The sequence below is a fragment of the Catenulispora sp. MAP12-49 genome, assembly GCF_041262705.1.
Taxonomy (GTDB): domain Bacteria; phylum Actinomycetota; class Actinomycetes; order Streptomycetales; family Catenulisporaceae; genus Catenulispora.
This window is the reverse complement of the sequence record NZ_JBGCCP010000047.1, coordinates 51,476-66,784: the sequence shown is the minus strand read 5'-3', so window position 1 is coordinate 66,784 and position 15,309 is coordinate 51,476. Positions and strand designations below refer to the sequence as shown.

Here is a 15,309-nt window from a genome sequence, read left to right as displayed (position 1 = left end):
GCGTTCGTGAAGATCGAGGTGAACTCGGTGTTGATCGTTTGCCAGCCGGACATGACCACGCCCAGGCAGGCGTCGCTGTAAGAGGTGTTCGATCTCGAGAAGTGCGCCATGAACCCGGCGGTGTCGTGCTCGCTCTTGGCGGTGAAGATGCGGTGGAAGAGCGCTGCGACCTCCGGGGTGCAGCGCGAGACGTCCGTGACATCGGGCGGATAGGGCGGCGGCTTGCGCGATTCGCCGGGGGCCGAGGTCGCCGTGGCGTTCGCCGCCCGGGCCCCGAGGATACCGGCGGCGCTCAGGCCCGTGGCCGTCCCGGCTACCGCTCCGGCGCGGAGCATCGTCCGCCTCGTGGGCTGCTGCTTGTTGCCGTGCTGCATCGGTGATGCCTTCTTCCGCTGGTTGAGGAAACGATTCAGCCTGCACCGGACCGGTGTCTGACTTAAAGGTTTAACTGACTCTAACCCTGCTTCACTTCACGCTGCAAGTCATTCCAGGGTCGGATCACTTCAACTGTTAACCTGTACAGGTGAACGCCCCGCCGGAGCCGCGCTGGCTCGACCCTGATGAGAGGCAGGCGTGGCTGGCCCTGGCCGGCGTCCTGAACCGGCTGTCGGCCGCGCTCGACGCCCAGCTGCGCCGAGACGCCGGGATCTCCCACTTCGAGTACCAGGTGCTGGCTCTGCTGTCGGAGGCGCCTGATCGCACCCGACGGATGAGTACGCTGGCGGCGCAGGCCGAGGGCTCGCTTCCACGGCTGTCCCAAGTGGTCGCGCGCATGGAGCAGCGCGGCTGGGTGCGCCGCACTCCCGATCCGGCGGATGGCCGCTACACGCTGGCGATCATGACCGACGACGGCTGGACGAAGGTCGTGGAGGCCGCGCCCGGCCATATCGAGGAGGTGCGCCGGCTGGTGTTCGACCAACTGACGAAGCCGCAGACGCGCCAGCTGCGCGACATCGGCGGCCGCATCACGCGCGCCATCGACCGAGACGGCCACGTCCCCGATGATCGGCCGCCGACGGCCGCGGGGCCCGCACAGCCGCGCTGACCGCAGGCCGCCCAGGAGCGTCGGGTGACGGGTGTGCGGCGGATGTGATCGGGCTGCCTGCGGGCCAGTGCGCGACGCTGCGGCATGCCTGCCGCGTAGCCTGGGTATGCGCGGGTCCGGTTGCCGCAACCGACCAGGAACCAGTTGGCAAGAGTCAGCAGTTCCGCTGTAAGCCCGAAGGAGAGCAATGTTCGCGCGCGTGATCACAGCCCAGGCTGGAGCCGACGGGTTCGACGGCGCCATCCGTGTTGCCGAGCAGCAGTTGCCCGGCGCCCGCCAGATGCCCGGTTTCAAAGGCTATTACCTGCTCACCGACGCTGAGACCGGCAAGCTCGTCATCATCTCGCTGTGGGAGACCCGCGAGCAGATGGATGCGGTCACCGCCGGAGCAGGACCGTCGGGCATCCGTGAGCAGCACAATCCGGCGACGGCGGGACTCACGGCACAGCGCCTGGAAACCTATGAAGTCACGATGCAGGCCTGAGCAGCAGGGTCTTCACCACGCGCTTTCGCCAAAGAGGTCTCCGAGCGGGTTCACCGTCCTCGTCGGAGCCCGGACGGTTCCGGTGGCTCACGCCGCGATGGCGTGAGCATCGCGGTGTCGAAGCAGTCTCCGATCGTGTCCATGGATCCGAGTAGGCCCGCGGTGCGCAGGCGCTGTCCGAAGGCCCAGCGGGTGTGTTGGCCGGACTCAAGAGCGGGGGTTACGTCCACCAGGACGGCGCGCAGGCCACCGCGGCGTCGACCAGATCCGCTTTCGTCACGGTGTCGTCGCCGAGCCAGGCGGCGATGGCTCCGGCGAAGCCGTGGGCCATGAAGGCAGCGACAACCCCCTGATTCGCGCGAGGCACTCCCGGATCGGCCGACCGCGCCATGAACGCCATGGCGTAGTCGGCGAAGTGCCGGACCAGGGCCTCGTACACCCCGCGATCTGCCGGGTCTTGGAGGGCCTGGCGGTAGACGGTCCGGAACCGCTCGACGTGCTCGGCGACCTCCGCGGTGGTGAGCCTCAGCATCTCGGCGGCCGAGTGTGTGCCCTCGGCCCGCAGCTCCTGCTCCCGGCGATGGCCGCGGTCCAGGTCCGCGTGGAGGACCTGGATGAGCAGGTCCAGGGGGCTGTCGTAGCGGTTGTAGAACGTGGCCCGGGTCACCCCGGCCCGGTCGGCGAGGGCCGCTACGGAGATCCGCGAAACCGGCTGGTGCGCGGCGAGCTCGACGATCGCCTGCTCCAGGGCGTGGACCGTCCGGGTGATCCGGGGGTCGGTGCGATCTGTCACCGGATGCCTCCTGCGCGGTTGCGAAACGCCACGACTCCTGATGCTATACAGACGTCAAATAGGCCTGCGGATTCCGACGAGAGGGAACTGCCATGACGGCCCACGCCACGATCTCACCTCAGGAGGCCGCCGACCGACTGGCCATCCGTGAGCTGTTCGACGCCTACGCGCACTGCGCGGACCGGCGCGATGCCAAGGGTCAGATGGCGTTGTTCACCGAGGACACCCGCTTCCTGGTGTTCATGGACGCCAGGTCCGGGGAGCCGACCCAGGAGCTGCACGGCCGCGAGTCGCTGGCGCCGGTGTTCGACGCGCTCAACGCCTACACGGCGACCACCCACTTCAATGGTCAGAGCACGGTCGTGCTGGACGGCGAGCGGGCGACCGGGGAGAGCTACTGCATCGCCCACCACCTCACAGTCGCCGACGACGGATCACGCACACTGATGATCGCTTCCATCCGCTACCTTGACGCGTTCGTCAAGCGGGACGGCGACTGGCTGTTCGCCGAGCGCCGCCTGATGGTCGACTGGACCGAAACGCGGCCGTCCACACCCTGATCACCGAACCAGGCCATGACACCCCGAGAGCGCTGGGCCCTGCTACGCCGCCATCTCTGGCAGCCGCCCCGTCCCCACGGCGAGCAGCCCCGCGACCGCGTGGTCGGACCACTCGAACTCTTCTACGACCTCGCCGTGGTCGTGCTGGTCGCCCAGGCCGCCCACCACCTCGCCGGGCACCTGACCTGGGGCAGACTCGGCGAGTTCACCGCGGTGTTCACACTCGTGTGGATCGCCTGGGTCAACGGCAGCCTCCACCACGAGCTCCACGGCCACGAGGACGCCCGCGCCCGCAGCACCTTCCTGCTCCAGATCCTGCTCCTGGTCACCATGGGCGCCATGATCCCGGACGCGAGCGGCGCGCGCGGCGCGGGCCTGGCCATCGCGTCGGCGGCGCTGTTCGCCGTGCTGGCGATGCTCTGGCTGCTGGCCGGCCGGGGCGACAGCCCCGAATACCGCCGGTCCAGCCTGCTGTTCGTGTCCGCCACGGCGGCGTGCGCCGTACTGCTGGCCGGGTCCGCCCTCCTGCCGCCCGGCGCCCGCGTGTGGTCCTGGGGCCTGATCGATGTCGCGTACCTGACCGCGTTCGGCGCCCTGGCCGTCACCGCGCTGCCCGAGGAGGCCTCCGCCCTGACCATCACCGTCGCGCTCATCGAACGGTTCGGGCTCATCACGATCATCGTGCTCGGCGAAACGCTCACGAACGTGGCCGGCGGCCTGTCCAACCGCCCGATCAGCGCACTCACCCTCACCGTCGGCCTGGTCGCCGTCGTGGTCGGCTTCGGCGCCTGGTGGACCTACTTCGACTTCGCCGGACACCGCGAGCCGAGATCGACTTCGCGGGCGAACCTGCAGTGGCTGCTGGCCCACCTGCCCCTCACCGCCGCCATCGCCGCGATGGGCACCGCGATGGTCAGCCTGATCGCGCACGCACACGACAGTCGCACTCCGGCGGCGACAGCATGGGTCTTGTGCGCGGGCACCGCCGTCGCGCTCTGCGCGACCATGCTGGTCGCCGCAAGCCTGCAGGCCTGGCGGGACGACCGCGACTTCTACCGGACGCTTGCCAGGCTTTGCGCCGCCGTGGCACTCGCGTGCCTCGCCCTGGCTGCCGCGCGGCCGGCACCCGTACTGCTCGGTGTGGTCCTCGTACTGCTGCTCGGCGTCCCATGGGTATTCGCGGTGTGGCACCGGCTCGCCACGGACGTCAGCTCGTCGGCCCCAACACGGCATCCACCGCCGTGATGACCACCTCGCCGAGCGCCATATTGATGAGCTCGGGAGTTACCGTGGTTTGTCCCAGGGGGCGTCGTGCGCGGTTCGGTGCTGCCGCGCTCAGCGCACCAGGGGGAAGGAAGACCGTGTCGACGATCTCTTCGAGGGCTGCCACCACCGAGTTTTCGGCGATGCCCGGACGTGGCCGCTTCCAGGATCTGCCTCTCGCCTTCTCTCAGTCCAGGAAGAGGGCCGCGAGGCGGGGAAGGTGGTGCCGCATCGCGTCGTCGTCCTCCGGATCCCAGTTGTCGCCGCTCGGCAGTTCGGGACGCGTCATACCTTTGACTGCGGCCTCCAACGCCGCATTGAACGTGTCGGTCTCGCCCCGGACCTTTCGATACGCGTCCTTGATCAGGTAAGCCAGCGACTCGAAACCGATCCAGCCACCCTCGTCTCGGCTCATCTTGACGACCACCGGCAGATCGGCCAGCGAGTCGGGATCGGCCACGGCACGGCTGAACGTCTCCTGTCCGAGCAGCATCAGCCCGTCACGGAAGTCCATGAAGCCGTCGTTCGAGAAGCTGCCCTCGATCAGGAAGGCGGCCCACCGCAGCGGATACCGCTCCGCGGAGTCCGTCAACTCGACGTGTTTCACCCAGAAGTCGATGACGTCGGCCGGCTCCAGCGTGGCGAGCGTGTCGACCAGCGCGGCGGGCAACGGGTCGTCAGGTGGGTCCCGGTCGTCGGCCCGATCGCCGACCGAGGCGCGAGCCTGCTCGATGCTGCTCCACCATGTTTCGATGTCCATGACCTGGGAGCGTAGAAGCCGACTCTGACGGAATCCCTACCTTCCACGGATTGCGGCCACTTGACGCGCTGGTGTTAAGGCCGTGACTTTGTGGCGCTTCTGACTGGTGTGTGAGAGCACTCAACCAGGCCGCACCACTGCGTGCGGTCCCAAGACCCATCACAGATCGGCGTGTCGTCCAACACCGTCGGCACCCACCTGCGCCAGGTGTTCGTCAAACTCGGAGTCCAATCCCGAGTGCAGCTCACCAACGCACTGCGCCAGGAAGGGCCCGACGAACGCCCGGCGTCGGCGGCACCGACGCCTCACGCAAACACGTGACTCCACGCCGCGGGCCGAAATGTCACAGTTGAGACACCGGCAACGTGCGCTTCACCTGGACCCATTCGGGCCACGGGCTGATGTGCCCGGCGCACCACAGACGGGAGCACGGCAATGGACAACGATGTCGTTCTCGGCGACGACGGCAAGCCCCGCTGCGCCTGGGCCGGGGCGGCCGGCAGCGAGCTCGCCGACTACCACGATGAGGTCTGGGGCACTCCGACCGAGGACCCGACGGCCCTGTTCGAAGCGCTCACTCTGGGCGTCTTCGAAGTGGGGATGAGCTGGAGGATCATTTTCGGCAAGCGCGAAGGCCTCCGTAAGGCCTTCAAAGGCTTCGACCCGACGCACGTGGCGGCCATGACCGACCGCGACGTCGACCGGCTGGTCCAGGACACGTCGACCATCCGCAGCCGTGGCAAGATCCGGGCGACGATCGACAACGCCCGCGTCGCAGTCTCGGCCTCGCCGACCCTCCCCGAACTCACACGTATGTACGTCGTCCGCCGCAACAGGCCTCCCCGGTCGGAAGCAGAAGTGCCGACTGTCACTCCGCAGGCGGAAGCCTTCGCCAAGGACCTCAAGAAGCAGGGTTACCGGTTCGTCGGGCCGACCAGCATCTACGCCTTCATGCAAAACGTCGGCATGGTCAACGACCACGTCCGCGGCTGCTTCCGGGCCGCCGGCCATCCACAGCGATAAAGCGGGGCCGACAACCCCCCGGAGTTCCGCGTCCGGGCCGGGGCGCGTGTGAGCCGACCGCCTAGTGCCCGGAGTAGGAGGGGTAGTTCTGGGAGTTGGCGCACTCGAAGAAGTCGCGACGTTTGTCCGGGTCGGTGGCGATGATGGCCCCCAGGGCGACCTTCGCGTCGTCGGACTGCATGACCTCGGTCCAGTTCATGTTCTCGATTTCGAACGCGGCCTGCAGGTTCGTGTCCGAACCCAGATACAGGGCCCGCTTGGCATTGCCTACCGACATCGGCGGCAGGCAGGCGATCTCCTGGGCCAGCTCCAGCGCGCGAGCCGGGGCATCGTCGACGACCTCGTGGACGAGCCCGAGCTGCAGCGCGACCTCCGGGGAGACGATGCGGGGATCGCGGTCCCGCCCGCGGAGGACGTCGACGAGCACGCGACCGTTGTCGCTGTCGAACTCGAACAGCCCCTGGATCTCTACCGGGGAACCGGACACGACTGACCACCAGCTAATTCGCGGCGTAGCTCCCTGACAGGCCTGGGCAGGTGGCGTTCGCTCTGCCACGCGTGAACTTCGTATCGCGGTCCAGGTGCCGGGTCATCGAGCGGAGAGGACGTGCGCCCACGGCTCGTCGATGTCGGCCAGGCCCAGGACCATGGCTACGTTGTCGAGCATTCCGTCGCCGAACCAGCGCCGGACGGCATCGTCGTCGCGCAGCAGCTGCTGGACGGTGTCGACTTGCTTGGCGTAGCACCGGCGCACGGCCTGCGCAACCAGCGGTTCGCCGACTGCGCAGTTCGCATGCATGAGGAACCTCAGGATGTTCTGGTCCGCGACGAGGGCACCGTAGGCGCGGCGGGCCGCGTCCAACGCCGCCTCGGAGTCCAGCCCGGGACCGCCCGTCGCCGGCAGGTGCGAGACGAGGGTTTCCGTCATCACGACAGACACGTGGTCGACCGTCGCCGCGAACAGTGCTTCCTTGTTCGGGAACAGACGGTAGAGATACGGCTGGGAGATGCCGGCCCAGTCGGCCACCTCGTGCGTGGTCGTGCCGTAGAAGCCCTTTTGCGCGAAGCACTCGACCGCGGCGGCCACGATGGCCCGGCGTCGTTCGTCGCTCTTCGTGCTGGTGCCGGCGGCGGGCATGGTCATCAGTTAAACACGGCTCTTCCTCAGCCTCCAAAAGCCACGCTGCGGTCGGAGGCGGAGGGGACGTGGCCGGGTGTCAGCGCCTCGATCGCCACGAGCGGGTTCCAGTAGTCCAGGTAGTGGGTGATGAGCGCGTCGTCGTCGATCCGGACGACGGAGATGCACGTCTGCTCGTATGGCTTACCGGTGGGCAGTGCGGTGCCGGTCGAGCGGAATTCGGCGATCGCGAGGCTCGGATCGACGGTCTCGTGGAACACCAGGTCGACGAATTCCACATCGAAGGTCTCGGGAAAGTGGGTCATGTGCTCGAACAGCGCATCCCGCCCGACTATCCGTTGGGGCACGCCGACCGGCGCGTACGGGAACTCCAGCACCGCATCCGGGGCGAACAGCTTCACCCACTCCTCGGTGCGTCCCGCGGCGGTGAGGCGCAGGTGCTCGGCTACGGCGTGCTGGGCGGCGGACCGGCGGGTGTCGGTGTTGGTGTTGGTGTCGGCGTCTTCCTTGACGGTCATATCCACTCCTACGTTAGTGGTCGACCTATAACTTACCCCACAACGGCCGTCACGAGAAGGCGAGGCTCGGCTCGTTCAGGAGAGTGGCAGGTAGGCGCTGCCGGCCATCAACCGGCGCGCGGTGCGGCTGAATCCGAGGACGTCGAACATCGCCGAGCCGCCTTCGAGGCGCGCCTGGACCTTCGCCGGGGTGACGCCCGAGGGGTGGCCGATCAGCAGTTCGCCCGGCCGCCGCACGGCGGCGATGCCCGCGACCACGGAGCCGGGCACGCGGGAGGCGGCAGCAAGGCAGATCCGCCCGAAAGATCCGCGACCCCACCTCCTCAAGCCGGCGGGTGTCGGTGAGCAGTTGCAGGTGCCAGCCGAGCTCGGCGCAGATCTCCTCGTAGCGGTCGATGTGGTCGAAGCCGAAACCGCCGCCGGAGAGCGTGTTCAAGCGCAGACCCACGACGCGGGCGTCGGCGAGCCGGCCGAGTTCGACGTCTGTCACATCCGGGGTGACCACCGCGACGCCGCGCAGTCGGTCACGCTGCGCGCGCAGCACGTCGAGCATCACTGCGTTGTCCGCGCCATGCACGCTGACCTGGAAGAGCACCCCGTAGGCCATACCGGTGGCATCGAGCATGCGCAGGTAGTCCGCAGCCGACGCGGCCGGCGGGGTATAGCTGCGCTGCGCGACGAAATCGGTGCCGATCACATGGGAATGCGTGTCGACCGAACCACGACGCGCGCCTGCCACTCCTCGGGGCTGACGACGCCCTTGACGCTCGGGAAGCCGGTCGCGTAGTTCGACGTCTGCACGGCGTCGTCGCCCTTGTAGTTGGCCAGCTTGCGCGCGGCGTCGATGTCGATCGTGTTCGTCATGACGAGTTTTCCTCTCCATCCGTTGGGGGCGCGATTGACGTCCTGCTCTCGACTGTCGTCCGCAGGTCTCATCAGCTACAACCGAACTTGCAGAATGTGAAACTTGCAGGAGCACGGATTCATGGCCTGACAGCTGGACTCCTGTTCGTTACTCGTCAAACAGCCTGCTGTCCTGGGACCTCCAGGTCGACCAGGGGTGCGTAGAGCTGGCCTCCATAGCTGTCGGAGTCGCGCATGTCGCCCTGCCGGACGGGTCGGGGCATCGACACTTTGACCGCTTCGGCGCGATCGTGGTGGACGACGAGGACGTCGTTCGGGTCGCCGCCGTAGAGCTCGGCGAACAGCTGCGGGCTGAGGACCCCGGACGCGCGGAGCGTCGCGTAGCTCTCGGCGTCCCGGCACATGAAGTCGAAGGTCAGGACGAACGGCCCGGCGTTCTTGGACCGGATCAGTGAGCACAGGTCGAGCAGGCGCATCAGGGCTTCACCTCTTCGTGGACGGTGCGGAACATCTCGTGCGGGTCGGCCGGTTCGACGACATGGTTCAGCGTGAACTCGTACACCGGGCCCCGGTCGGTCTCCGGCGGGGAGAACGGGTACGCGATGGTGCTGGCCAGGCCCTCGTACTGCGGGATCGGCAGGTGGGAGCTGGAGTGTGCGACGAAGGTGGCGATCGCGTGCGCGAGGGCCTGAGTCGGCGCTGTGACCGTGATCAGGACACCGAGCTCGTGGACCGGCTGATCACGGTCAGGGTCGTTCGCACCGAGCACGGCGTCACGGCCGTACAGCCGGTAGTCGATGTCGACGTCGTCGGGGTCGACGCGGCCGTCGAAGACGTCGCGGACCTTGGCCTGGAAGTACTCCTTGGCCTTGGCGAGCAAGGCCGGGAGCTGGTCGATGACCACGCGGTCGCGGATGCCGCCGATCGCGATGGTCTGGTAACCGACCAGGCGGGAGCCCTCCAGCTTGATCGTGTAGGTGTCGCTGGGCACGTACTTGGCGCCGGTGACTCGCACTGTGCGCTCGTCGATCGCGGTGTAGGTGGCCTGGGTGGTGTCCAGCACCCCGGACGGTTCAGTGATCAGATAGGGGTTGGCGTTCTCGTACAGCGTGTGGGCGGCCACTGAGTGCGGCGTCAGACGGGAGGACGCGTCGAGCGGTTCGACATCGAAATGGTCCTCGCGCAGACGGACGAACAGGCCGTCGGCGCTCGGCGGGATCGCGCAGGCCGCGCCACATTCGACCGTCTTGGCCGCGTGCCAGGTCAGGCCGGGGTCCGCGCCCATCGCGTGCGGCAGCGCCGCGAACAGCGCGGTGTCGCTGGCTCGGCCGGCCAGCACCACCTGGGCGCCGTCGCTAAGGGCCCGCTGGATCGGCTCTACGCCCATCATGCCCACCACGTGGCTGTCGGTCAGGGTGTCCGCGTCGATCGGGGGCGCCGGATCCAGTGGCCTGATACGGCCCTGCTCGTAGCGGTCGACAAGGTATCCGGCGTCCTGGTCGGCGTAGATGCGCCCGAGGCTGAACGACAGGTTCTCCTGTTCCGCGATTTCCCGCGCGAGGTCGGCGACCAGGTCGACGCCGACGTCACGACCGCTAGTGCCGCAGGATCCGATGATGAGCGGGACGTCGAGGGCATCCCGGGCTTTGAGCAGCAGCCGCAGATCACGACCGACGGCTTCCCGAGACAGCTTCGGTTGCCCGGCTCCCAGGTAGTACGGTCCGCTGTCGGTCGACCCGGCATCGCAGGCGATGACGTGCGGCCTCATGGCGACCCCGCGTTGCAGCGACTCGACGCGGAACCCCGCGCCGAGGGCTCCGGTGGGTGCCAGGATTCTGATCTCCACGTGGAATGTCCCTTCTCACGTTCCTTGGCATGCAATTTGCTATAGCAATCAGCTCGAGCGTGAAGGCGAGGCACTTCGGGGACGTCTTCTAGGCGTCCCAGCCCACGAGGTCTCCGATGCCGGAGGCCGCATGGGTGCGAGCGAGCTGTTCGGCGAGGTCGGCGTTCCGGTCCAGCAACGCGTCGAGGATCTGGCGGTGCTGGCCGTAGCGCAGAATCTGCCCGGCGGAACCGCCGGCGTTGAGCTGGGCGGCGGCGAGCCGGAGGCGTTCGGACCGGCTGAAGGCCCGGACCTGGTGAAGCGTGCGGGTCAGCTGGGCGTTGTCGGCCGCGAGCTCCACCTGCTCGTGGAACCCGCGGACGGCGTTGAAGATGCGCTCGACCTGGTCCGGAGCCAGATCCTGCCCGGCGTCGCGGTCGCTTCGGAGCCTGGTCGCGGCGTCGTCTGCGTCGTCCAGCAGCGCTCGCATCCGGTCGAGCTGTGTCGGCGTGGCCTTCTCGGCGGCGAACCGGGCCGCGACGCCTTCCAGGGCGGCTTCGATGGTCCCGCTTTCAGTGCGGGCCAGCGGCGACACGGCCGCCACCCGCAGCGTGCGGGGTCCAGTGCGTTCGACGAGCTGTTCCTGTTCCAGTCGGCGCAGCGCCTCCCGGACCGGCGTCGGACTCACTCCCAGGCTCGCGGCCAGTCCGCGTTCGGTGATCTTGTCGCCCCAGGGCAGGTCGCCCTGGACGATCGCCGCCCGCAGCGCCTGATAGGCCTGGTCGGCGAGCGACTGAGTGGTGAGTTCCGGGAGGGTCATGGGCCTATTCGATTTCTGCTGTAGCAAATTGTCAAACCCGGTTCGGGGCACTGACCGCAGCGGGACCTGCGGTTTCCGGCAGCGCCGGGTCAGCGGGATCATCGGTGACGAGGCTCGCGGCGTCAGCGCTCAGCGTGACGTCGACGGTCGCCGAGGATGGCTGGTATGCGCTCAAGGCCTGCAGGACGTGCGGTCCCAGCTGCAAGGTGAGCAGGAAGGACTCGCCGAGGAACGTGCTGTGGCCGACCTGGGCCCGCCAGCCCGGTCCACCGGTGCCCGGAGCCGCATCGGTGACGGTCAGCGCTTCCGGCCGCACGGCAACGGTCGCCGCCCTGGCCGGCGGCGCGGTCTCGGACCGGAAGCGGACGCCGCCGGGCAGCCCGGGGACTTCGAGCACATACACACCGGCGCCGATGCTCTGGGCGGTGCCGGTCAGGAAGTTGCAACGTCCCAGGAACTCCGCAGCGAAGCGGCTGCCAGGGTGCCGGTAGACCTCTAGAGGCGACCCCGCCCGGACGATCCGGCCGCCGTTCATGACAAGGATCTGGTCGCTCATGGCCAGCGCCTCGGTCTGGTCATGGGTGACGAACACCGTGGTGATGCCCAGATCGCGTTGCAAGGCCCCGAGCCATTCGCGGGCCCGTTCCCGCAGCTTGGCGTCCAGGTTGGAGAACGGCTCGTCCAGCAGCAGCGCGGTCGGTCCGGGTGCCAGCGCGCGGGCCAGGGCGACACGCTGCTGCTGTCCTCCCGACAGCTCGTGCGGATGAGCGTCGGCCCGGTGACCCAACTCGACGAGCTCCAGCACTTCGCCGACGCGGGTTCTGATCTCGGCTCGGTCGGCGCGGCGGACTTTGAGCGGGAAGGCCACGTTCTCGGCGACCGTCAGGTGCGGCCACAGCGCATAGGACTGGAAGACCACACCCAGCTCCCGCCTCTCGGCCGGGACGTCGCGCCGGCGCTCGGCGTCGAACAGCACACGCTCGCCGTGACTGATGGCACCGGCCTCGGGGGTCTGGAACCCGGCGATGGACATCAGGGTCGTGGTCTTGCCGCAGCCGGACGGTCCGAGGAGCGTGACCAGCTGCCTGTCCGGGACGGTGAAACTGATCGCGTCCAGGACACGGGCGTCCCCGAAGGTCTGGGTCAGGGAACGTACGGAGATCTCAGGCATGGCGTGCTCTCTTGCGCAGGGCCCAGCCGAGGCCGACGGCGAGGGCGCCGCCGACCAACAGGACTTGGATGAGGGCCAGGGCGGCGACCGGGCCGGGCAGTCCTTTGCCCCAGGTCTGGAGCATGGTGGTGCCGAGCAGTTCAGTGCCGGGCTTGGCCAGGAACACCACCGGGTCGTAGTCACTGACCAGTGTCACGAACACCAGCACCACTGCGCTGAGGATCGCCGGACGCAACAGCGGCAGGGTGACACGCCGGGTGGTGGTCCACCAGCCCGCACCGGACGTCGCCGCGGCCTTGGCCAGCTCCGGGGCGATCCGGGCCAGCGCCGGGGCGATGATGACGTACGACAGGGTCATGTTGCGTACGCTCAGCGCCAGCAGTTCGCCCCACAGGCTGTTGCGCAGCATGGCGCCGGGCCAATCCACGATCAGGAACAGCCAGAAGAACCCGACTCCGAACACGATGCCGGGGGTGGACCGGGGATAGACCAGCAGGGCGGGCAGCGTGCGGCGCAGCCGGAATCCCGAATGGCCGGCGATGACGGTGGCGACCGCGACCAGCGCCACGGTGCCGATGCTGCCGATCACTGCGACGGTGAGGCTGTCGGTGATCGCCCGGTGCAAGGTGGGGTCGGACCACGTCTGGCCCCAGTTGCTCGCGGTCCACTCGTGCCACGGCGCGACCAGCGTCGTCAGTGAGGTGACCGAGGACATCAGGCCGAGGCCGAGCAGCGGGATCACGCAGGTGACGGCGACGAATCCGGCGACGAGAACCGCCGCCGAGCGGCGCCAGCGGCCCAGCGCGAGGGGCCGCGCGGGCGGTGTGGCGCGAGATCCGGCAGTGTAGCGGGCCGAGTGTCGCAGCAGTCTGCCGCGAACGATCAGCAGGACAGAGGCCACGACAAGCAGGAGGATCGCGCCGGCGGACACGATCGGCGGATCGGGGACAGTGCTGTCGGACCACGTGTCGTAGAGGTAGCTGGCGATGAAGCTGATGTTCGCCGGGCGACCCAGGAACAGCGGGATACCCAGAACCTCCAGACACAAGGTGAAGATCAGCAGCCCCGAATCCAGCAGCGCGGTGCGCAGGATCGGCAAGATCGCGGTGCGCAGGACGCGCACAGTACCGCCGCCAGAAGCCCGGACCGCGTCCTCCAAAGTCCCATCCGCGCTCTCCAGTACCGCTTTGCACGTGAGGTACGCGATCGGGAGAGTGACGACGGCTCCAAGCACTGACATGCCCGGTATCGACGAGAGGTTCCAGACAGGCAGGTGCAGGTTCTTGTGCCACAGCTGAGTGACATAGCCGGCCGGCCCGTACAGCGATTCCCAGCCGACGATGAGGCCCAGCGGCGGGATCAGCAGCGGGGCTGGCAGAGCCGGGCCGAGCCAGCGCTTGCCGGGCAGGTCGGTGCGGGTGATGAGAACGGCGAACGCGGCCCCGATCAGCACCGCGAGCGTCGTGGTCGCTACCGCGAACAGCAGGGTGTTGACGGCGGCGGCACGGAACGCCGGATCCGCGAAAAGCTGCCGGAAGGCATCGGTGGTGAACACGCCGCCGGGCAGGTAGTACGGCTTGGACCGCAAAGCGGTGATCACCAGCGGGACCAACGGGGCCAGCGTCAGCACGGCGACCCCGGCCCACACCAGGTACTGCCCTGGTGCGGAGGGCAGGTGGCGGCGGCGCCGGTCGCGGATGGCGATCGGCCTGGCAGCTCGTTCGTCGTGGTTGTTCGGGACGGTGACTGTGTGCATGGCGCTCAGTGGCCGAGGGCCTTGGTCCAGCGGTCGGTGATGGCCTTCTGCTGGTTGACGACGTCCTGGGTGACCGGGATGAGGAACTCGGTGCTCGGGTTGACGTGCGTGGCCAGGTCAGTGAGGTCGGCGGTGCATCCGGTCGCGGACTTGAAGTTGTTCATCGACGCCTCCATCCCCGTCGCGCACATGACCTGCTGACCGGGGTCGCTGTAGATGAAGTCCAGAAACAGCTGGGCCGAAGCCGACGAGGCCGCGCCGGCGGTCTGGGAGATCAGGCGCGGGGTCAGCGGCGTCGCGTCAGTCATGTATCCGTACTTGATCAGGCCCTTGTACTGCGGGACGACCGACTGCGCCAAACCGCTGGCCAGCCATCCGAACGAGGCGCCGCCGCCGGCCAGGTAGGTCAGCCCGTCCAGGCCCTCGTCGAAGTTCTTGGTGTGCGGGCCGTAGGCGTCGAGGTAGCCATTGACGGCGTTGGTGCCGAGGACGTGTTCGAGGCCGTAGACCGCGTTGTAGCCGAGTGGATTGGCCGGCGAGTAGCTGACCATCGGGTACTTCGCCGGGTCGGCCTTGATGTCGGCGGCGAGCTGCGCGTAGGTGGTGGGGACTTCGGAGCCGGAAAGCAGCTTGGTGTTCCAGGCTGTCAGCACTGGGTCCGGCGACATCACGTACACGCCGTGGCCTTGGTTGATATAGCTCGGGAAGTTCGCGAGGCCCTGAGGCGTCACGTTCGCGATCAAGCTGTTCTCTTCGGCCTGCAGCGCCTGCGGGATCGCGTCGGAGATCAGGAGGTCCGCGGTCCGAGCGCCTTGGGCGTGCTCGGACTGGAACTTCGTGTAGACCTGGTTGTCCGACAGCTGCGAGTACGCGGGCTTGATCCACGGATAGGCCTTGGCGAAGGCATTCAGCAACGGCTGGATCGCGGCCGTGGGCGTGTTGCCGTAGATGTTCAGCCCGGACTCGCTGTGCGACTTGGTGACCAGCTCGGCGACAGCCGCGGGGGCGACCGGGCCGGACGGCGCGGCAGGCGCGCCGCCGGTGGACGACGACCCGCTGTTGGTCTTGGAGCAGCCGGCCAGGCCGGCGCCCAGGGCGAGGGCGGCGACCGCGACCGTGGCGACGGAGCGGGAGCGGCGTGCGGACATGACGAGCTCCTTTCAGAGAAGATTTGCTATAGCAAGAAACCTGGCGGACATCTGCCTCTCTGGCCAGGGCAGAGAGTTAAGCAAATCGAAAGGGACGAACTGCTAGGCGGCTTGCTATAGCAAGCACGCGCTTAAGCGAAT

At 68.1% G+C, this 15,309-nt stretch carries 19 protein-coding genes and 2 pseudogenes; 6 read left to right on the top strand and 15 right to left on the bottom strand.

Annotation, left to right across the window (positions count from 1 at the left end; genetic code table 11):
* Window positions 1-374, bottom strand: a pseudogene (locus ABIA35_RS44530) (hypothetical protein); the annotation flags it as partial.
* Window positions 375-523: 149 nt separating this feature from the next.
* Here ABIA35_RS44530 and ABIA35_RS44525 point away from each other — a divergent pair.
* On the top strand, window positions 524-1,045 hold the full coding sequence (locus tag ABIA35_RS44525) for a MarR family winged helix-turn-helix transcriptional regulator (protein WP_370346736.1): 522 nt from the start codon (window positions 524-526) through the stop codon (window positions 1,043-1,045).
* A gap of 187 nt (window positions 1,046-1,232) precedes the next feature.
* Window positions 1,233-1,529: an antibiotic biosynthesis monooxygenase gene (locus ABIA35_RS44520; protein ID WP_370346738.1), complete on the top strand. Its 297-nt coding sequence runs from the start codon at window positions 1,233-1,235 to the stop codon at window positions 1,527-1,529.
* A gap of 220 nt (window positions 1,530-1,749) precedes the next feature.
* On the opposite strand, the gene ABIA35_RS44515 is transcribed toward ABIA35_RS44520, so the two are convergent.
* Entirely contained in the window at window positions 1,750-2,322 is a 573-nt protein-coding gene (locus tag ABIA35_RS44515) for a TetR/AcrR family transcriptional regulator (RefSeq protein WP_370362007.1), read from the bottom strand.
* 92 nt (window positions 2,323-2,414) lie between these two features.
* On the opposite strand from ABIA35_RS44515, the gene ABIA35_RS44510 reads away from it, so the two are divergent.
* Entirely contained in the window at window positions 2,415-2,882 is a 468-nt protein-coding gene (locus ABIA35_RS44510) for a nuclear transport factor 2 family protein (protein WP_370346741.1), read from the top strand.
* A gap of 15 nt (window positions 2,883-2,897) precedes the next feature.
* Complete coding sequence (locus ABIA35_RS44505) at window positions 2,898-4,127, top strand: low temperature requirement protein A (RefSeq protein WP_370362006.1); 1,230 nt, start codon at window positions 2,898-2,900, stop codon at window positions 4,125-4,127.
* Between the two features lie 205 nt (window positions 4,128-4,332).
* On the opposite strand, the gene ABIA35_RS44500 is transcribed toward ABIA35_RS44505, so the two are convergent.
* A complete protein-coding gene (locus ABIA35_RS44500) occupies window positions 4,333-4,905 on the bottom strand; it encodes a DUF4240 domain-containing protein (protein WP_370362005.1) in 573 nt (190 codons plus the stop codon).
* Between the two features lie 141 nt (window positions 4,906-5,046).
* Between ABIA35_RS44500 and ABIA35_RS44495 the strand changes: the two genes are divergently transcribed.
* Window positions 5,047-5,226: a LuxR C-terminal-related transcriptional regulator gene (locus ABIA35_RS44495; RefSeq protein ID WP_370362004.1), complete on the top strand. Its 180-nt coding sequence runs from the start codon at window positions 5,047-5,049 to the stop codon at window positions 5,224-5,226.
* 114 nt (window positions 5,227-5,340) lie between these two features.
* A complete protein-coding gene (locus ABIA35_RS44490; RefSeq protein WP_370362003.1) occupies window positions 5,341-5,928 on the top strand; it encodes a DNA-3-methyladenine glycosylase I in 588 nt (195 codons plus the stop codon).
* 61 nt (window positions 5,929-5,989) lie between these two features.
* Here ABIA35_RS44490 and ABIA35_RS44485 read toward each other — a convergent pair whose 3' ends face one another.
* The 12 genes and pseudogenes from ABIA35_RS44485 to ABIA35_RS44430 all read right to left on the bottom strand — a co-directional run bounded on the left by ABIA35_RS44485 (window position 5,990) and on the right by ABIA35_RS44430 (window position 15,168).
* The gene (locus tag ABIA35_RS44485; RefSeq protein ID WP_370362002.1) at window positions 5,990-6,415 is read right to left on the bottom strand and encodes an enoyl-CoA hydratase/isomerase family protein; all 426 of its coding nucleotides are present in this window, start codon (window positions 6,413-6,415) and stop codon (window positions 5,990-5,992) included.
* A gap of 102 nt (window positions 6,416-6,517) precedes the next feature.
* The gene (locus tag ABIA35_RS44480) at window positions 6,518-7,072 is read right to left on the bottom strand and encodes a TetR/AcrR family transcriptional regulator (RefSeq protein ID WP_370346747.1); all 555 of its coding nucleotides are present in this window, start codon (window positions 7,070-7,072) and stop codon (window positions 6,518-6,520) included.
* A gap of 20 nt (window positions 7,073-7,092) precedes the next feature.
* Window positions 7,093-7,584 (bottom strand): nuclear transport factor 2 family protein, encoded by a 492-nt coding sequence (locus ABIA35_RS44475; protein WP_370362001.1) that lies wholly within the window; start codon window positions 7,582-7,584, stop codon window positions 7,093-7,095.
* Window positions 7,585-7,659: 75 nt separating this feature from the next.
* On the bottom strand, window positions 7,660-7,842 hold the full coding sequence (locus ABIA35_RS44470) for a hypothetical protein (protein ID WP_370362008.1): 183 nt from the start codon (window positions 7,840-7,842) through the stop codon (window positions 7,660-7,662).
* Window positions 7,843-7,960: 118 nt separating this feature from the next.
* Window positions 7,961-8,281 (bottom strand): annotated as a pseudogene (locus ABIA35_RS44465) (amidohydrolase); the annotation flags it as partial.
* Window positions 8,278-8,448, bottom strand: a complete 171-nt coding sequence (locus ABIA35_RS44460) for a hypothetical protein (protein ID WP_370346749.1) — start codon at window positions 8,446-8,448, stop codon at window positions 8,278-8,280. The gene ABIA35_RS44460 and the pseudogene ABIA35_RS44465, both read right to left, overlap by 4 nt.
* 155 nt (window positions 8,449-8,603) lie before the next feature.
* A complete protein-coding gene (locus ABIA35_RS44455; protein WP_370362000.1) occupies window positions 8,604-8,924 on the bottom strand; it encodes a DUF4387 domain-containing protein in 321 nt (106 codons plus the stop codon).
* The gene (locus ABIA35_RS44450; RefSeq protein WP_370361998.1) at window positions 8,924-10,294 is read right to left on the bottom strand and encodes an acyclic terpene utilization AtuA family protein; all 1,371 of its coding nucleotides are present in this window, start codon (window positions 10,292-10,294) and stop codon (window positions 8,924-8,926) included. The genes ABIA35_RS44455 and ABIA35_RS44450 overlap by 1 nt, the downstream gene beginning before the upstream one ends.
* 88 nt (window positions 10,295-10,382) lie before the next feature.
* Window positions 10,383-11,093: a GntR family transcriptional regulator gene (locus tag ABIA35_RS44445; protein WP_370361997.1), complete on the bottom strand. Its 711-nt coding sequence runs from the start codon at window positions 11,091-11,093 to the stop codon at window positions 10,383-10,385.
* 31 nt (window positions 11,094-11,124) lie between these two features.
* Window positions 11,125-12,264: an ABC transporter ATP-binding protein gene (locus ABIA35_RS44440; protein WP_370346755.1), complete on the bottom strand. Its 1,140-nt coding sequence runs from the start codon at window positions 12,262-12,264 to the stop codon at window positions 11,125-11,127.
* Window positions 12,257-14,020: an ABC transporter permease gene (locus ABIA35_RS44435; protein WP_370346757.1), complete on the bottom strand. Its 1,764-nt coding sequence runs from the start codon at window positions 14,018-14,020 to the stop codon at window positions 12,257-12,259. The genes ABIA35_RS44440 and ABIA35_RS44435 overlap by 8 nt, the downstream gene beginning before the upstream one ends.
* A gap of 5 nt (window positions 14,021-14,025) precedes the next feature.
* Window positions 14,026-15,168, bottom strand: coding sequence for an extracellular solute-binding protein (locus ABIA35_RS44430; RefSeq protein WP_370346759.1), 1,143 nt, complete (start codon window positions 15,166-15,168; stop codon window positions 14,026-14,028).
* Window positions 15,169-15,309 lie beyond the last annotated feature (141 nt).

Bases quoted from the DNA above. Each gene is read 5' to 3' on its own strand.
- ABIA35_RS44520 (WP_370346738.1), top strand. From the start codon at position 1,233: ATGTTCGCGCGCGTGATCACAGCCCAGGCTGGAGCCGACGGGTTCGAC.
- ABIA35_RS44510 (WP_370346741.1), top strand. From the start codon at position 2,415: ATGACGGCCCACGCCACGATCTCACCTCAGGAGGCCGCCGACCGACTG.
- ABIA35_RS44505 (WP_370362006.1), top strand. From the start codon at position 2,898: ATGACACCCCGAGAGCGCTGGGCCCTGCTACGCCGCCATCTCTGGCAG.
- ABIA35_RS44500 (WP_370362005.1), bottom strand. From the start codon at position 4,905: ATGGACATCGAAACATGGTGGAGCAGCATCGAGCAGGCTCGCGCCTCG.
- ABIA35_RS44490 (WP_370362003.1), top strand. From the start codon at position 5,341: ATGGACAACGATGTCGTTCTCGGCGACGACGGCAAGCCCCGCTGCGCC.
- ABIA35_RS44480 (WP_370346747.1), bottom strand. From the start codon at position 7,072: ATGACCATGCCCGCCGCCGGCACCAGCACGAAGAGCGACGAACGACGC.
- ABIA35_RS44475 (WP_370362001.1), bottom strand. From the start codon at position 7,584: ATGACCGTCAAGGAAGACGCCGACACCAACACCAACACCGACACCCGC.
- ABIA35_RS44460 (WP_370346749.1), bottom strand. From the start codon at position 8,448: ATGACGAACACGATCGACATCGACGCCGCGCGCAAGCTGGCCAACTAC.
- ABIA35_RS44455 (WP_370362000.1), bottom strand. From the start codon at position 8,924: ATGCGCCTGCTCGACCTGTGCTCACTGATCCGGTCCAAGAACGCCGGG.
- ABIA35_RS44445 (WP_370361997.1), bottom strand. From the start codon at position 11,093: ATGACCCTCCCGGAACTCACCACTCAGTCGCTCGCCGACCAGGCCTAT.
- ABIA35_RS44440 (WP_370346755.1), bottom strand. From the start codon at position 12,264: ATGCCTGAGATCTCCGTACGTTCCCTGACCCAGACCTTCGGGGACGCC.
- ABIA35_RS44435 (WP_370346757.1), bottom strand. From the start codon at position 14,020: ATGCACACAGTCACCGTCCCGAACAACCACGACGAACGAGCTGCCAGG.
- ABIA35_RS44430 (WP_370346759.1), bottom strand. From the start codon at position 15,168: ATGTCCGCACGCCGCTCCCGCTCCGTCGCCACGGTCGCGGTCGCCGCC.